The following is an 18126-nucleotide window of genomic DNA, read 5'->3' as shown; positions in this document are numbered from 1 at the left end:
GCCGTGGCATTATACAGAGCGTAATCGGTTGCCTCCAGCACTTTCTCACTATTTTTCTTGCCAAGCGGTTTGAGGCAGGTAATATCGATCAATTAAGTGCTTGTTTTAAAATTTGAACCAGGTCACATGTCACAATCTTCCGCGTCATCAATTTTTACCGTCAGCCGCCTTAATCAGACGGTGCGACAACTGCTGGAAATGGAAATGGGCCAAATTTGGCTCACTGCCGAGATTTCCAATTTCTCTCAGCCTTCGTCGGGTCACTGGTATTTCACCTTAAAAGACGATCGGGCGCAGGTGCGCTGCGCGATGTTTCGTAACACCAATCGTCGCACCACTTTTCGCCCACAAAATGGCCAACAGGTGTTAGTCAGAGCATCAATTACCCTGTATGAACCGCGTGGTGACTACCAATTAATTGCCGAAAGTATGCAACCCGCCGGCGATGGATTGCTGCAACAGCAATTTGAACAGCTTAAACAGCAACTGGCCGCTGAAGGACTTTTCGACCAAAGCCACAAGCAACCTCTGCCCAGCCCAGCCAAACAAGTGGGGGTGATAACCTCATCCAGTGGTGCTGCTCTACACGATGTTTTGCAAGTTTTGCAACGCCGTGACCCTTCACTTCCCGTTATTATTTACCCGACAGCAGTACAAGGTGCTGATGCTCCATTGCAGATAGTCCGAGCCATTCAACTGGCAAATCTGCGGGGGGAATGTGATGTGTTGATCGTCGGGAGAGGTGGCGGCTCGTTGGAAGACTTGTGGAGTTTTAATGACGAGCGGGTTGTCCGCGCTATTTTTAATAGCAGGATTCCCATTGTCAGTGCTGTCGGCCATGAAACTGATGTCACTATCGCGGACTTCGTTGCCGATTTACGCGCCCCAACCCCGTCAGCCGCCGCCGAGCTAGTCAGCCGCAACCAAATAGAGTTGGTCCGGCAAATTCAGGGGCAGCAGCAGCGCATGGAAATGGCGATGGATTATTATCTGGCGCAGCGCAATCAGCAATTCACCCGCCTCGAGCATCGGCTGCAACAGCAACATCCGCATTTACGATTGGCTCGTCAGCAAACACTGCTGTTGAAGTTACAACGCCGGCTGGAAGATAGCGCGCAAAACCAAATTCGCCTATTAGGTCGACGCACTGAACGGCTGCAACAACGGCTGGTTCAAGCTCAACCGCAAGGACAGATCCATCGCTATAATCAGCGGGTACAACAGCAGGAGTACCGCTTGCGTCAGGCATTAGAGCGCCAGTTGAATGGCTATCGTCAACGTTTTGGCATCGCCTGTTCACAATTGGAGGCGGTCAGCCCATTGGCAACACTAGCCCGCGGCTACAGCGTAACGCAGACCCCAGAGGGCAGCTTACTCAAAACCACGAAACAAGTGCATACTGGCGACAAGCTAACCACCCGACTGCAAGATGGCTGGGTGGAAAGTGAAATCACTCAAATCAAGGTAGCCAAAAAGCCCCGTCAGCGTAAAGCCGCTAACTAAGCGCCGTTATTATTGCTACAGCCAATAGAACTGCCGATTGGTATTAGGCCATCGGCAGATAACTAAAACGAACGCGGCTTTTTGAAATCAGCCCATGCCCATTCTGGCAAAAATAATCAACAGCTCCACACGCTTTCAACACTTGTAGCGGTTTAGCGCAATCAGGACATTCAGCCTGTTGCTGATAGTTGCCATGACAACCAGAGCAATGAAAGTGGCCACTCACTTCCGCCATTGTCTTCTGACAAACCGGACATAGCGCATCCATAAATTCTCTCCCAGCGGTTAACGAAAACTTACATCACACCCAGCGAACGTAAAAAGTAAATCCCCAGCGCGGTAGTGAAAAATGAACCGACAGTCGTTATCGCGATGATATTTGCGGCCAGCGTAGCATTTCCTCCCATCGCGCGGGTCATGACATAACTACCTGCGGCAGTTGGTGTCGCGGAAAATAGAAAAATAATACCTAACGTTGCACCACGGAACCCCATCAGCAAGCCGCCTAAAGTCATCAATATTGGCACGATGAATAGTTTTGCCACCGAGGATAATGCCGCCACATTAGAAGAACGGAACATCGCATGCCAATCAAGACTCGCGCCGGTGCAGAGTAATGCCAATGGCAGAGCCAATGCTGAGATATAGCTGCCAGTCTGAACAATCACTTGGGGAATAGGCAACTGGGTTTGAGCATAGGCCAAACCGCATACCAGACCAATAATCAATGGGTTAGTCACAATACTGCGCAACAGTGCCACTTTGCTGATTTTACCGCCCTGCCCACTCTGTAAGCTGCGGGTCAGTGTTATCACTGACAGCATATTAAATAAAATCACCGTCACCGTCAGATACATTGACCCCAGGGCAACCCCTTCATCGCCATAAGCCGTCATAGCAAATGCCAAGCCAACAATCGCGGTATTGGCTCTGAAACCACCCTGCACGAACACACCACGCTCTCTTGGGTCTGTTACCAGCCACTTGGCGGCAATCTCGAGCAGTAGGAATGTCAGCAAGGTACCGACAGCACCGTAGATAACCAAGGGCAAGTTATCCAGTAAGCTAACGTGATTGGTGGCGACACTAAAAAACAACAAGCAAGGCAACGCCAGATTAAACACCACACGGGTCGCGCCATCGCAGAACCGATCATCCATCAGGCCGCCGCGCCGTAATAGCATTCCGAGTAACATCATCAATAAGTTGGGTACTGTGACACTAAATGCAAAACTCCAGGTTTCCCAAGACATGGCTGATGTTCAACTCCTTTTGTTTACCATTTAGTGGCTGAATATGTGGATGGTTAAAACTGTTGATTAATAGACCATGCGTTAAAAATGCAAAAAGCGCGGAATGCCCGCGCTTTGCTGATATTACTTACTTTTTTTCAAGTGCGACATCAAACGTTTACGTTTGCGCATCTGATTTGGCGTCAGAGTATTGCGCTTACCCGCAAACGGGTTCTCACCCTCTTTAAACTGGATACGAATAGGCGTACCCATAACTTTCAATGAACGACGGAAGTAATTCATCAGATAACGTTTATAAGAATCCGACAGATCAGTAACCTGGTTGCCGTGAATAACCACGATCGGTGGGTTATAACCACCGGCGTGAGCATATTTTAGCTTCACACGGCGACCACGAACTAACGGAGGCTGATGATCTTCTTCTGCCATTTGCATAATGCGGGTCAGTAAGGAAGTGCCCACTCGTTTGGTTGAACAGTCATACGCTTCCTGAATGGATTCAAACAGGTTACCTACGCCGCTACCATGCAGTGCAGAGATAAAGTGAATGCGGGCAAAATCGACAAAACCAAGGCGCAGGTCTAGCATATCTTTAACCTGAGCACGGGCTTCTTCTGACATGCCATCCCATTTATTGACCGCAATAACAAGTGAGCGCCCACTATTGAGAATAAAGCCTAACAGAGACAAATCCTGATCTGAAATACCATCACGGGCGTCAATGACCAACAGCACAACGTTGGAATCTTCAATTGCCTGCAAGGTTTTAATAACCGAGAATTTCTCAACCGCTTCAGTGATCTTGCCGCGTTTACGCACACCTGCGGTATCAATTAGAATATATTCACGTTCATCACGGGTCATTGGAATATAAATGCTGTCACGCGTGGTGCCCGGCATATCATAAACCACCACACGATCTTCACCGAGGATACGGTTAGTTAGTGTGGACTTACCTACGTTAGGACGCCCAACGATAGCCAATTTGATTGGCAAACTCAGTGGATCAAAATCATCCTCTTCGTCTGCTGGAATTTCATCTTCGTCAGCTTCTTGCGCAGCCCAATAAGCCGCGTTAGCTTCTTCGTCTGTCAGCTCAGCTTCAGGTTCTTCGGCGTCCATGTAAGGCGCCATGACATCTTCAATCAGCTGAGTCACACCACGGCCGTGGGAAGCTGCAATCGCATGAACTTCACCCAAGCCTAATGAATAAAAATCAGCTGTAGCGGTATCTGGATCAATACCGTCAGTTTTGTTGGCAACCAGGAAAGTGGCTTTTTCACGGCTGCGCAGATGTTGAGCAATGCCCTGATCCGCAGGCATCAGCCCGGCGCGCGCATCGACCATAAACAGAACGATATCCGCTTCTTCAATCGCCAGTAACGATTGACCAGCCATCTTGGTTTCTACACCATCTTCTGTGCCATCAATACCTCCGGTATCGATAACAATAAACTCATGACCCTCGACCTCGGCACGACCATATTTACGGTCACGCGTTAGCCCGGGAAAATCCGCAACTAACGCATCACGGGTGTGCGTTAAGCGGTTAAATAAAGTGGATTTACCCACATTCGGGCGCCCGACCAGCGCGATGACAGGTATCATTGTTGGAGCCTCATTACTTAATTTTCAAAGCGTTACAGCACTGTACCGAACGTTCAACAGCGCAGTTTTTAGAAGACAAACGGCCCCTGAATATCAGGAGCCGCTTTGAACCCTTCCTCCTTGAAGTTGCAGCGGTGTTACTTACTGCAACGCCAGTGGCTTGGGTATTAACCTGTCAGACAGGCATTTTAAATAAGGATTAACGGGTGAACGCGTATACTGTGCCGCCTCTTGCCTGCACCAGCAACTTATCGCTGGCAACCACAGGCGCACTCAGGAAACCGGAGCTATCTACGCTCTGCTGAGCAACAAAACGACCATCAGTGGTATTCACCCAGTGCAGATAACCTTCAGCATCACCTACAACCAGATAACCATTATACATCACCGGAGCCGTCAAGTTACGATGTAATAAATCGCTTTGACTCCAAAGGGTTACACCACCATCGGCTTTCAACGCGACAATACGGTCATTCTGATCGACCAGATAAATATTGCCGCCGTCAACAATGATGTCATTGACTGAACCCATTTCGCGCTTCCACAGAATCTGACCAGAGCGCAAATCCAGTGCAGTCAGGTTGCCGTTGTATGCCAAAGCATAAACAACACCATCTACAACAACAGGTGTGGTATCAACATCATTCAGGCGATCAATTTCAGTGGTCCCAGTCACTTGGGAAATACGCTGTTGCCAGATCAACTGACCTTGCTCCAGCATCACTGCACTCACGCGGCCATTGTCGCCACCGACAAGTGCAGCACCAAATGCAACTGTTGGCGCTGATTCACCCCGTAGAGACAAGGCTGGTGTATCCAGATTTAATGTCCACTTAATGGCACCGTCAGATTCATTCAGCGCTTGCAACATACCATTCGAGGTGTGAATCAGTACCACACCATCACTGACAACAGGGCGGGACAAGGCTTCGCCAGCAACTACCGTCTGCCAGGCCACCTGTCCATCGTCAGAGTTCAACGCATAAACCACGGCCTTCTCACTACCGACGTACACATGAGCACCTGAAGCTGTTACGCCACCAGATAACATTGCGGAACGGTTGCTGGAGAGGAAGTTGGTTTTCTCAGACAGGTCGGTTTGCCAAATTTGCTTGCCCGTATCGGCTTCCATCGCTTTCACCAGACCTTTACGGTCCGCTGCAAAGACAGAAGTTCCCTGCCAGGCTGGGCGCAGATGTGAGTAATAATCACCGACACCACCACCCACAGAAGTGCTCCACACTTTTGTCGGCGTGAATTGATTCTCAACTTTTGGCAGTGGCGACATGGTAACCACATCTTCTTCACTGTTAAACAGTGAACAACCACTCAATAGGGCAACAGATACCAGTCCTACTAAGAGTGTTTTACGCAATTGCATGGGAATACCCCTTAGCTGGACAAATTATTCAATTTCATGCGCAGTAAAGCTTGTAGCGCCTGAGAAGCATTTGATTCGACACCTTTACTGTAAGCTGCACGTGCACCTGCGGTATCACCTTTGCTTAATAATGCATCGCCACGAACATCTTGTGCCATCGCAGTCCAGCCGTCACCTTGCACTGCATCCAGTGTTTTCAATGCTTCATCTGGTTTTTTCAATTGCAGTTGCAAACGAGCAAGACGCAGATTAATCAACGACAGCAAGTTTTCATCTTTTGTCTGGCCCAATGCTTGGGTAAGTTGCTGCGCAGCTTTATCAAATTCGTTTTGCTCAACAAAGTGGTGAGCCAGCTCTAACCCGGCAAGTACGCCGTAGTTATTTTTATTGCTCTGAACAAATTTTTCAGCGACAGCAACACCATCAGCACTGTTGGCTGACAAAGCATCACTGGCTTGCTGATAGGCAGAGGAGGCTTCCGTCAAGACAGTGTTTTGATGACTCTGCCAGTAACGCCAACCCACTAATGCACCAATCCCGAGCACCACACCCACGGCCAGCGCTTTACCATTCTCACTAAAGAAACGGCGCACTGCATCAACCTGGTCATTTTCAGTGGTATAGACTTCCACGGTGTCTCTCTCCTTAACCCAACATCAAAGCCAGACGCGCAGCAACATCCGCTTGCGCCAGCGTTTCTTGTTCACCATTCCGCAAATCTTTTACAACCACTTGCTGTGCCGCCACTTCGCTTTCGCCAAGTATTAATGCCACACGCGCGCCCCACTTATCGGCGCGGGTGATTTGCTTTTTGAAATTGCCGCCGCCGTAATTGGTCATTAATTTCAGCGCTGGCATAACATCACGCACGCGTTCAGCAAGCTGCATCGCAGCACTTTGCGCCCCCTCACCCGATGAGATGAGATACACATCGACTGTTGCCGGTGCTTTGAACTCTGGATTAACGGCTTGTACCAACAGAACCAAACGCTCAAGCCCCATCGCAAAACCAACAGCTGGTGTGGCACGACCACCCAGTTGTTCAACTAAACCGTCGTAACGCCCACCGGCACAGACTGTGCCTTGTGCGCCTAAACTGTTGGTCACCCACTCAAATACCGTGCGGTTGTAATAATCCAAACCACGAACTAAACGTTCATTGACGGTATATGGGATGCCAGCCTGATTTAAAAGTTCACACAAACCGGCAAAATGTTGTTTTGATTCATCATCCAGATAATCAGACAGCTTAGGTGCATCATTAAGCAATTGTTGAACATCTGGATTTTTGGAATCCAGCACACGTAACGGGTTACTGTACATGCGACGCTTGCAATCTTCATCCAACACATCAACATGTTGTTCAAGGAAAGTCACCAGCGCTTCACGATAATCAGCGCGCGCATCCAATGAGCCGATGGAGTTCAATTCAAGCTGCACATGCTCTGATATCCCTAACGCACGCCACCAGCGAGCCGTCAGCAGTATCAATTCTGCATCAATATCAGGTCCTTGCAGACCGAAGACTTCCGCACCTAATTGGTGGAATTGACGGTAACGTCCCTTCTGTGGGCGCTCATAGCGAAACATCGGGCCGATATACCACAGACGCTGTTCCTGATTGTACAGCAGACCATGTTCAATGCCTGCGCGCACGCACCCTGCGGTACCTTCCGGGCGCAGAGTCAGACTTTCGCCATTGCGATCGTCAAAGGTATACATCTCTTTCTCAACCACGTCGGTGACTTCACCGATGGCGCGTTTGAATAACGGGGTCTGCTCTACAATCGGCATGCGAATTTCGCTGTAGCCATAGCCTGCCAGCACTTGCTTTAGAATGCCTTCAATACGCTGCCATATTGCCGTATCGGCTGGCAGGTAGTCGTTCATACCACGGATGGCTTGAATGTTCTTTGCCACGTCTGTTCTCTGTAGTTTTATACCCAGTTTACATGATGTTGCAGCGGTGTCGGCAGCAACGCCAATAACATTGGGCATAGTGCAAAAAATAAAGCCGATTATAGAGGCTTGCCGCCCACATATTCAATGGTGACAATTTGTCACCTCCACTGGCTCATTATAAAGCGGGCCATGCCCGCTTTTTTGTATTCAACGATAACGAATGATCGTGCTACTTATTTTTCTTCCAGCATATTGATAACTATTCGATTATTTGCATCGAGCATCGATGCTTTTGCACGAATTTTAGCTTCCAATTGATCAATCATCTTCTCGTTATCAAAACGTTCTCTCTGACGAACCCCATCTTCGTAGAAACCACTGTGGTTACGAGCACCAGTCACACCAATAGTAGAGACCAATGCCTCACCCGGCCCATTGACCACGCAGCCGATAATAGAAACATCCATTGGGGTAATCAGATCTTCTAACCGCTGTTCCAACGCGTTGACCGTACCAATAACATCAAACTCTTGGCGAGAACAGGTTGGACAGGCAATAAAGTTGATCCCGCGAGAACGGATCCGCAGTGATTTAAGGATATCAAAGCCAACTTTGACTTCTTCTACCGGATCGGCAGCCAATGAGATACGTAACGTATCGCCAATACCTTCTGACAACAAAAGGCCTAAACCAATAGCCGATTTTACGGAGCCGCTACGCGCGCCACCGGCTTCAGTTATCCCTAAGTGCAAAGGATTATTAATTTGCTTGGCCAGCAGACGGTAGGAGTTTACAGCCAAGAAAACATCGGAGGCTTTAACACTGACTTTAAACTGATCAAAGTTGAGACGATCAAGGATATCGACATGACGCATCGCAGATTCAAGCAGGGCTTCCGGCGTAGGTTCGCCATACTTTTCCTGTATATCTTTTTCCAGCGATCCACCATTGATACCAATACGAATAGGAATATTATGATGACGAGCACAATCAACCACAGAACGAATACGTTCTTCTGAACCGATGTTTCCAGGGTTAATTCGCAGGCAATCAACACCATACTCCGCAACTTTTAGCGCAATACGGTAATCGAAATGGATATCGGCAACCAACGGAACATTTGATTGCTGCTTGATTAACTTAAATGCCTCAGCCGCATCCATGGTCGGTACTGAAACTCGCACGATATCTACGCCAACACGTTCCAGTGCCTTAATTTGAGCAACAGTCGCATCAACATCAGTGGTTTTGGTATTGGTCATCGATTGCACTGCAATCGGCGCACCATCGCCAATAGGCACTTTACCGACGTAAATCCGGGTCGATTTACGGCGGATAATAGGGGATTCATTATGCATTACACACTCTCCTTTACAGTCGTGTAGTTTTCGCAACGCAGTAGTCTTTCAAAACCATTATCTTCCACAAGACAATGGCACTTGGTCAGAACCACAGAGTTGTTTGTCAAAAACACAATATTACTCTACACCGACAGTCAGGCGGGCTACGCGATTAGCCTTAATAAATTTACTCAAATCTACTGGGTTACCCTGATACGTAATCGTTAATGCACCTGGAGCACCAATGGTCAGCTTATAGGGAGCTTTCCCTGAGAGATTGAGAGTCGCGCCCCCTTTTTGGATACCACTAAATAATGTTTTTCCCGTTGCATCAACAACCTGTAGCCAACAATCAGCGGTAAAATTCATGACCAATGAGCCGACAGATGATGCAGTACCTGTTACTCCAGCATCTGCTGTAGGCAGGGGCGATTGCGCAGGAGAAACATTAGGCAAAGGTGCCTGACTTGGCGAAACAACCGCAGACTCCGCTGAAGTTGTTCCTTGAGGTGCTATTGTGTTGACAGGGCTGTTTGCCGTATCCACTGGCGCAGCACTGCTCGTCGCAGGTGCTGTACCATTTTCTGTTGGTGTTGACGGCTGGCTAGCCGCGACCGGAGCTTGAGTATCCACCGGGTTCGCAGGATCGCTATTATCATCAGATAGCGGCACAGATTGCCCACTATTTTGCGACAGTTGAGCAGAAGACTGATCAGCCATAGTGACTATTTCTGCTTGCTGCGCCTGATGATTTTGCCACCACCATGCCCCTGTCAGACCGAGCACAACTAACACAATAAGCCAGGTGAAACTCATCAACCAGCCATCACGTTTTTTATGCTTTTTGCCCAATGAAAAACTTTGCATCGGGGCAACTTTTGCCGCTCTGATCGGCGCTTGTTTTGCCAACATAGGCAACAGTTCATCTTCTGGAAGGTGAACCAGTTTAGCGTAAGAACGAATGTAGCCACGGTGGAATGTCGAGGCGAGATTAGCTTGTGCTTTATCCTCCTCAATATCACGGATTGTGGATACTTTCAGACACAGACGTTCTGCAACCATCTGCTGAGTGAGCCCTAGTGCTTCGCGGGCTTGACGCAGGCGCACACCTGTCGTCTCTGGAACAGTTTGATCTTGGGAGGCTTCAGTATTCATTAGCTAGAAAATGCTGGTACTGTTTGGATTGTGGAAAACTTCGCGCAAGCTGCTTGCCATAGCGTTGAACACTATCTTGACGGCCTGCCAGCGCGGCGAAACGAATTTGTAACCATATACTTTCAGCACTGGCTGGAAGTACATGTTGATAAACATCCAGTAATAGTTGCGCCTGAGCGCGATTCCCTTCTCCAAAATGCCTTTGAGCTTCTGCAAGCAGCGGCTCACCTTTATCCGGATCATACTTCAATGCCCGACTCAAGAGTACCCGAGCCTGGTCATTTTGATTAGCCCGTAAAAAGCAATATCCAGCGTTTTCCAGACTATCTGCAACCTGACCGTAATCAGGCGACAATACAGCTGCGCTAAACTGTTGTTGGGCCGGTACATACTGCCCTAAACTACACAGAAACGCACCGTAATTATTCAGTACAGTGCCATTTCCTGGTGCCAGTTTCATCGCTTGCTGATAGCGCTGCTCCGCCGCATCGTTTTCGCCGATGCGTTGCTCATAAAAAGCCATACCCAATTGAGCACGATAATCCTGTGGATCTGCCGCTACAGCCTTCTCAAGATTCTGCCGCGCAGCAGTAAGATCACCTTGCGCCAGATATTCTAAACCTAGTTGTAAACGTGTCTGCCCTGCGGCGGATTGGCTCGTTTTTTCCGGCGATGAACCAGAACAGCCCGCCAATATGGTCGCTATCAGGCAAACTCTCCACAGTCTTGTCAGCTTCATGCTTGCTCAATTGTCCTTATTTGTGAAGATACCCGTCGTCTGCAAGTTACAGCTATGTTAGCCGCTGCACTTACCCGAATCAGGCACCTATGTTATTCCCATTAATGACTTTTGAATAACCTTTTTGTATCGGTTACCTAACAAATTATAAGTTGAATAACAAATAGTTATGCACAAACTAATGGCATCGTGAATCAGACTGTTTTAATCGCGATAGGTTCACCGGCCATTTTCTTTTTCAAACTGCGCTTGGTGCGATCAATCACCTCACCGGCCAATTGACCACATGCCGCATCAATATCATCACCGCGTGTCTTACGGACGATAGTGGTAAATCCGTATTCCATCAATACCTTAGAGAAACGATCCACCCGGCTGTTTGAGCTACGACCATAAGGTGCTCCCGGGAACGGGTTCCATGGGATCAAGTTAATCTTACACGGAGTGTCTTTTAAACATTCCGCCAACTGATGAGCTTGCTCAGTGCTGTCATTGATGTGATCCAGCATAACGTATTCAACCGTAACCCGCCCACCATTGGCATTCGATTTCGCCAAATAACGGCGAACAGCGGCAAGGAAGGTTTCAATATTGTATTTACGGTTGATAGGCACAATTTCATCACGGATATCATCCGTCGGCGCATGCAATGAGATAGCTAAGGCAACATCAATCATATCGCCCAGTTTATCCAGTGCTGGCACCACACCAGAAGTCGACAATGTCACACGGCGTTTGGATAAACCGAAACCAAAATCGTCCATCATGATATCCATCGCGGGTACCACGTTATTCAAGTTCAACAGGGGTTCACCCATACCCATCATCACCACGTTGGTGATTGGACGAGTACCGGTTGATTTTAATGAACCGATAATCTTGGCCGCACGCCATACCTGGCCGATAATTTCAGAGACTCGCAGGTTGCGGTTAAAACCTTGCTGTGCCGTTGAACAGAATTTACATTCTAATGCGCAGCCGACCTGAGAGGACACACACAGTGTCGCACGCTCACCTTCTGGGATATACACCGTTTCGACTTGCTGATCGCCCACTTTGATGGCCCATTTAATGGTACCATCAGTGGAGCGCTGTTCTTGTGCCACTTCAGGTGCACGGATTTCAGCTACGCGCTGTAATTTGGCACGTAACCCTTTATTAATATCAGTCATTTGCTCGAAATCATCGTAGCAGTAGTGATACATCCACTTCATGACCTGATCTGCACGGAAAGGCTTCTCACCCATTTCGGCAAAAAATTCGCGCATTTGCTGACGATTTAAATCAAGTAGATTGATTTTGCTGGTTGCTGGTGCTGCGGTTGCAACCGCGTTGTCAGACAGGGGGGCAGCATCAATTGGCATTGATGCAGTTAATAATTGTTCAGACATGAGTTGTCGTGGCCTCGTTGTTACACTTTACGGCGCTGCGCTTTAAACCGGGTACGGCTTTCGAAACGGCGATGAATAAATAATAGAACGCCCCGGCAGAGATGTCTCCACCGGGGCGCAGCATTGTACAAATTTTAAAGCATGGATTCCATGATTGGAAAGGCGTACAGGCAACTTTATTGTTTCAGTTGATTAAACAAGCCAATCTAATTCACAAAATCAATTAATTAGCGGGGGCAAATTTCATTGTCGCTGAAGAAATAAGCGATTTCACGCTGAGCTGATTCAACTGCATCGGAACCGTGCACCGCATTCTCGGTGAAACTATCGGCGAAATCTGCACGCAGAGTACCTGCCAGTGCGTTGTCTGGGTTGGTTGCACCCATGATATCGCGGTGACGTTGAACGGCATTTTCGCCTTCCAGAACCTGAATCATGACCGGGCCTGAAGTCATAAACTCGACCAAACCATCGAAGAATGGGCGGCCTTTATGTTCAGCGTAAAAACCTTCAGCTTGTTCTTTGGTCAGATGCAGCATTTTTGCAGCAATAATTTTGAAACCAGCACTTTCAAAACGCGCATAAATGGCACCAATGTTATTTTTGGCAACAGCATTAGGTTTGATAATGGAAAAAGTACGTTCTACAGCCATGATAACCTCTATTGGATTTCTAATATTGACCGGACTCGGAACCCGCCGCATAAAATACTGTTTGGCTCGCGGGCAGTTCCTTTACTACAAAATTATGCCGACCCTGTACAGTGGCCGCCGATTATATGTGGGTGTTTGGCACTTGCATACGGAAATTACAACATTTTATTAAAAAACAGTTATCTTTATTCCTCACTTTTATGTACAAATCACACTTTACATAAAAATCTTTTGAGCCCCGCCCACATCAGTACTTGGTTATCAAAAAACCTTCAACATCAAAGTTCATTAATATATTGAAAACCCACCTTTTTTTTCACAATTGCCGATGGCTGGCTGATCACATCTGATACCAATGCCCGCTTTCCTTTCTTGGCCACATGCTCGGCCAAAGCCCGCATCGCTGCCGTACCCGCCCCGCGAATAACACCATTGGCAGTAGAATGAAGCACATCGTCTGGCCGGGTTAACGACCCCGCAACTCCGACATCAAATTCATTAATATCTACCGCCATCGCTATACTGACTACCTCGCCGGATAAACGAACAATCACATAAATATAATCCTCACGCGGCGTTCTTAACCAACTTTGAGCAACATCGCTCACCAAGCTGGCAGCAGAAATAACGTCATTCATTCCGTGATGCATATTAGGATTGCTTATCGTTTCAGCATTTGCAGTAATATATAAAGACTGCGAGGCCTGATGATACCGCTTGCGCCAATCCTCCACCACCGGCAGAACATTTTGCCTGGCTGTTTGCGTGGTTGCAGTTTCACCACTGATGATCTCAATATCAAAATGCAGTTCAGGATGCTCAACCCACTCGCCATGATGTTGTCTTCTGGGTACCGTCTCGACAAACTGAAAGTTTTGCAAGGCCAGCTCATAGCGGCCCTGAGGTAATAACTGCACCGCTTGTGGGGATAGGGCATTTGACTCTGGTTCATTGTGCCGTAAATAATCGCTATAGCTGAGTTGAGAAAAATCAAATGCTGTTTTTAACCGCGTCACGTTATCAATATTTTCCGCAACGAAGGTGCGAACATTTTCAACCAGACGTTGGTCTATCACCGGATCAGATACTGCATAGCCGGTATCCCCTGAATTAACAATACGTGATATGACCCGACCAAAATTTTCAGCATTCCAGGTACTAATGCTACTCCCAAATAGCAACGTAAAGTCAGTTAAAATATTTAATGTCCAGGTAATACAGGGAGGAATAGCCTGACGGCGCGAGCGCAAATGAGGAAGTATTTGGTCTTTCATTGAAACATGGCAAGCCAGGGCGGTTGCCGGTAAAGTTAATGATTTACCATTCATATCAGAATTAATATGAGTCAATATACCCTTAGGATCAGACGAGAGATCTAGCATCATTTTTTCAAAAGCGAAGGATTCATTATCTTTAATTTTTGGGAGTGGTTTAGATGTACCAGATACTTGTAATACTTTATTACTAGCACTGCTAAAAAAATCTCTCGCGTCAGTAATAAAATGGTCTACCTGATTACATCCCCCCTGGATAATATAATTATATAAGTTAAGCAGAGGGTCTAACCAACAGATGACTTTTCCTATAAAACTGCGCTCTATTCTGTGGTGTTCTTTTTCAACCGTCAGGACTATTTTATCTATTATTACTGGTTGCTTACTATTCTCGTTATTGATAAAAAACCTGACATTGGTATCATCAACATCAAACAAATAGCCCAATACAGGATAAATATTTATCACTTGGTCACCAGAGGATTCAACAAGTTGAAATTCAAAATATCCGCCACTAAATTTAGATAATAGGGATAAGGTATTACCATGACCACTTAATTCAAAGACGGCGGATTTGTTACTATGCTCATGAACAAATAAAATCTCTTTTCCCTTTATTTTAAAAATACCACCACCGGATATACCTATAGAATGATTATCTTTATTGGTTATATAAAAGCTAATCAACACTTGTTTTGAACCTATTCTTTTATCATCCCAATAGTTACCAAAAGTATATTGTACAGGAACAAGCATGCTATCTTTGATGACACAGTATTTATCACAGAGAAAGTGTTCAAACTGAGAAACCCGCATACTAGTAATATTATTGTTCATCCCTATATTTTCGAGGTTTGACTCAGAATGGCTCTCAGTTAGAGTAAAATAAACACCACCATACCCATCATTTTCATAGATAATTGCTTGAGTATCTTTAGGTAGCAGAATAGAGCTTATTTTATCATTGAGAGGGTTTAATATATGAGATCGTCGACCATAAGTCTCATTATATAAATCAATGCGTTCATTACCTGAGATACAAATCGAATCACCAGTAAAATTATCAAAGTCATAAAAACAGGCGGCACTTCTAACCTTAAAGGAACTGATTGCATCATTTAAGTTTGCCCAACGTCGGGAGAATTCTAAATCAATACTTTCTTTAAATGTTAAATTTTCGCCTGAAAAATAGATATCTTTAAATACGGTCACTATCATCCCAGGGGGAATATAAATTGATGATATCCTATCATTCCATTCCGTTCTAAGATCACTTACCGCCTGACCTTGAGAAGCACAAAAAGAGTTACCCTGATAACCTTCATCAGCAAAAAAACAGACTTTCGGTTGTTCAGCAAAAACATTAACAGTAGATATTATTAGAAATAATACTATAAAGAAAAAGTTATAAATCATCTGATTACTCTCCAACTATGTCCTATAATATGCTGGAGTTAATTTATCGAACAAATCAAAATCACAATATTATTTTATTTATCACAAAAAAATTAATTAATAACGGAATATAAAAGCAAGTTATAGGTTATCAGCAATTAATTTACTACATGTATTCATTCTACGCGAAATAATACATTACTCACTAACCCACTCTCATCCAACACCGTAAGTTGATAGCGGCCAGGCATTGATAATGTCTGTATCCATGTTTGATTATTTTCAGTCACTGCCACTTGCTCCCCATTGAGGAACCACCAATGTTGCCCGCCCCCACCTTGGGCTTCCAGCCGAAGATCAAGATGAGTTTGGCCCGGTAAACGTTTCACTACCGCGCCATCACGGATACCCAAAATCAACAACGGAGCCACATCCATCCCTCCCTGTGGCGGGCATTCACTACTTGCCGCGGGCAGCCGATGACTACGGCGCTCTGTCATCGGGAGCCAGGGTTCGAGCGGCAAGGGCCACAATGCTAATGCGACCGGCATAGCGCCCAGGCAATCAGCCGCGACTCGCTGGCCTGGTGGGTTCAACCAAATAGTGAACTGGCTGCCCTGCGTATTTTCCTGCCCAGGTGCGGCGAGTGTCGGCGGAAGGGTGCCATCCAGAACCCAGCTTTGTCGACGTTGACGGCAATTAGTGTCTCCGGCCGCCAAAGGTTGCCCCCCCGGCCAGCAAATCTCTTCGCGACTGACGGACGATGGCCGGGGATCTCGGGGTAACGGGTGGCCGGTTTGCTGTACCCCATTCATTAGCAAGTTACTGACTTGATTGAGGATAGGGATAGCAGTGGCATAACCAAACTGCCCAGCGACCGGCGTGCCATCTGGCCGACCGACCCACACGCCAATAGTATAGCGCGCATTAATGCCAATCGCCCACGCATCACGGTAGCCATAACTGGTACCAGTTTTCCATGCCAACGGTACCGTGGTGGGTAAAATATCGTCCGGTAATGGTCGGGCTTCCCCCGCCATAATTCGTCGGGTAATCCACGCTGCTCCCGGTGAAAACAAGCGCCGTTCCTGTATCTGCTGTTGTGGCTCGAACCGCAACGTTGCCGCCATTCCGCCCCGCGGAAAAGCGCTGTAGGCTGCGACTAATTGGTCAAGCCGTGAACCTGTACCGCCGAGGATCACTGCCAAGCTGGGTTCACTATACAGTGGGAAACGTAAGTCCAAACCGCCATTACGTAAGTTGGCGGTAAAACGCTTAGGGCCATAAGCTTCGAGTAATTGTACCGCTGGCAGATTTAAAGAGCGCACCAAAGCCTCGCTGGCACTGACCGGGCCGTGGAAACCGGTATCAAAGTTACCGGGCCGATAATCGCCAAAGCGGCGCGGCACATCTTGTAACAGTGACTCAGCATGGATCAGGCCATCATCCAATGCCATCGCATACAGGAATGGTTTCAGTGTTGACCCCGGCGAGCGCCAGGCACTGACCATATCCACATGGCCGAAGCGACGATCATCCTGAAAATCGACTGAACCGAGGTAAGCACGCACATTCATGGTGGTATGGTCTACCACCAGCAATCCCAATGAAGTTTTCTCGGGGAGTTGATGACGCCAACCTGCAGCCATATCTTCTAGCTGGCGCTGTAAACCTGCATCCACAGTGGTGTTAATCACTTCCCGCTGGTTACCTGCCGTTAAGCGCCGCGCTAACAATGGCGCTAATTGCGGAACCTGACGCGGTGCCAGCCAGATATCTTCTTGTTTGATATCAGCCACCTGCTCAGACGACCACACCTGATAATCCGCCAGCCGACTTAACACTTTATCGCGCGCAGCTTTAGCTCGCAGTGGATAGCGATCCGGGCGCAAGCGGCTCGGTGCCTGGGGCAACGCGGCCAATAACGCGGCTTCTGCCGGCGTTAATTGTGAGGGTGGCTTACCCAAATATGTCCAACTGGCCGCGCCAATGCCTTGCAACGTGCCACCGAAAGGGGCGCGGTTAAGATAGATTTCGAGAATTTTGTCTTTAGAAAAGTGCCATTCCAGCTGAGCCGTTCGCCACACTTGGCGTAACTTGCCCGCTAATGTGCGGGGATGTGGGTCAATCAGGCGGGCAACTTGCATCGAAAGCGTGCTGCCACCAGACAGAATCTTACCTGCGCGCAAATCCTGCCAGGCAGCGCGCGCCAGTGCCAATGGATTCACTCCGGGATGAGAATAGAACCAGCGGTCTTCAAAAGTTAGCAGCGCTTGCAGGTAATAAGGGGAAACCTCTTGCAGCGTCACCGGATAACGCCAAACCCCGTCAGCATCGGCAAAGCGCCATAACGGTGTCCCATCCTCGGCGACCACTACCCGCGCAACCTGCACTTCAGTCAGTGGCAGCGGCCAGCGTTTATCCGCCAGCCACAAGATAGCCGGAAACAGCACTACAATAAGCGCCAGCACCCAGATTTTACGGCGATGACGGGCAAAGTATGTTTTTAGCATCAAAGATAGGTAGCTCCCC

General features: G+C 47.6%; 14 protein-coding genes. 1 reads left to right on the top strand and 13 read right to left on the bottom strand.

All coding sequences use genetic code 11. The features are described from left to right. Positions 1-126: 126 nt before the first annotated feature. Positions 127-1503, top strand: coding sequence for an exodeoxyribonuclease VII large subunit (gene xseA / locus QSV56_RS11615; protein WP_019083706.1), 1377 nt, complete (start codon positions 127-129; stop codon positions 1501-1503). A 43-nt stretch (positions 1504-1546) separates the two neighbouring features. Here the strand turns inward: xseA and QSV56_RS11610 are convergent, their stop codons facing one another. From QSV56_RS11610 to pbpC, 13 genes are all read right to left on the bottom strand, one after another. Next, positions 1547-1771, bottom strand: coding sequence for a zinc ribbon domain-containing protein (locus tag QSV56_RS11610; protein ID WP_019081815.1), 225 nt, complete (start codon positions 1769-1771; stop codon positions 1547-1549). 28 nt (positions 1772-1799) lie between these two features. Then, positions 1800-2756 carry an AEC family transporter gene (locus QSV56_RS11605; protein WP_019081816.1) on the bottom strand — a complete coding sequence of 319 codons (957 nt, stop codon included), beginning with the start codon at positions 2754-2756 and terminating at the stop codon, positions 1800-1802. A gap of 123 nt (positions 2757-2879) precedes the next feature. Continuing rightward, positions 2880-4364, bottom strand: coding sequence for a ribosome biogenesis GTPase Der (gene der, locus QSV56_RS11600; RefSeq protein WP_019081817.1), 1485 nt, complete (start codon positions 4362-4364; stop codon positions 2880-2882). A 199-nt stretch (positions 4365-4563) separates the two neighbouring features. After that, positions 4564-5745 carry an outer membrane protein assembly factor BamB gene (gene bamB, locus QSV56_RS11595; RefSeq protein WP_005172565.1) on the bottom strand — a complete coding sequence of 394 codons (1182 nt, stop codon included), beginning with the start codon at positions 5743-5745 and terminating at the stop codon, positions 4564-4566. 11 nt (positions 5746-5756) lie between these two features. Next, positions 5757-6377 (bottom strand): YfgM family protein, encoded by a 621-nt coding sequence (locus tag QSV56_RS11590; RefSeq protein WP_005172568.1) that lies wholly within the window; start codon positions 6375-6377, stop codon positions 5757-5759. Between the two features lie 13 nt (positions 6378-6390). Next, the gene (gene hisS / locus QSV56_RS11585; protein WP_026018098.1) at positions 6391-7665 is read right to left on the bottom strand and encodes a histidine--tRNA ligase; all 1275 of its coding nucleotides are present in this window, start codon (positions 7663-7665) and stop codon (positions 6391-6393) included. 215 nt (positions 7666-7880) lie between these two features. Beyond that, positions 7881-9005, bottom strand: a complete 1125-nt coding sequence (gene ispG, locus QSV56_RS11580) for a flavodoxin-dependent (E)-4-hydroxy-3-methylbut-2-enyl-diphosphate synthase (RefSeq protein WP_019081819.1) — start codon at positions 9003-9005, stop codon at positions 7881-7883. A 120-nt stretch (positions 9006-9125) separates the two neighbouring features. Beyond that, on the bottom strand, positions 9126-10142 hold the full coding sequence (gene rodZ, locus QSV56_RS11575; RefSeq protein WP_019081820.1) for a cytoskeleton protein RodZ: 1017 nt from the start codon (positions 10140-10142) through the stop codon (positions 9126-9128). After that, the gene (pilW, locus tag QSV56_RS11570; RefSeq protein ID WP_046694692.1) at positions 10132-10881 is read right to left on the bottom strand and encodes a type IV pilus biogenesis/stability protein PilW; all 750 of its coding nucleotides are present in this window, start codon (positions 10879-10881) and stop codon (positions 10132-10134) included. The genes rodZ and pilW overlap by 11 nt, the downstream gene beginning before the upstream one ends. 194 nt (positions 10882-11075) lie before the next feature. Next, positions 11076-12245 carry a bifunctional tRNA (adenosine(37)-C2)-methyltransferase TrmG/ribosomal RNA large subunit methyltransferase RlmN gene (locus tag QSV56_RS11565; protein WP_227747492.1) on the bottom strand — a complete coding sequence of 390 codons (1170 nt, stop codon included), beginning with the start codon at positions 12243-12245 and terminating at the stop codon, positions 11076-11078. Positions 12246-12499: 254 nt separating this feature from the next. Next, positions 12500-12925, bottom strand: coding sequence for a nucleoside-diphosphate kinase (gene ndk / locus QSV56_RS11560; protein WP_019081823.1), 426 nt, complete (start codon positions 12923-12925; stop codon positions 12500-12502). A gap of 278 nt (positions 12926-13203) precedes the next feature. Beyond that, positions 13204-15615, bottom strand: a complete 2412-nt coding sequence (locus tag QSV56_RS11555; protein ID WP_301212429.1) for a peptidase inhibitor family I36 protein — start codon at positions 15613-15615, stop codon at positions 13204-13206. A 155-nt stretch (positions 15616-15770) separates the two neighbouring features. Next, on the bottom strand, positions 15771-18107 hold the full coding sequence (pbpC, locus tag QSV56_RS11550) for a peptidoglycan glycosyltransferase PbpC (protein WP_301212427.1): 2337 nt from the start codon (positions 18105-18107) through the stop codon (positions 15771-15773). Positions 18108-18126: the final 19 nt, after the last annotated feature.

The organism is Yersinia sp. 22-579, assembly GCF_030433455.1.
Taxonomy (GTDB): domain Bacteria; phylum Pseudomonadota; class Gammaproteobacteria; order Enterobacterales; family Enterobacteriaceae; genus Yersinia; species Yersinia enterocolitica.
This window is presented reverse-complemented; position numbering and strand designations above follow the sequence as displayed.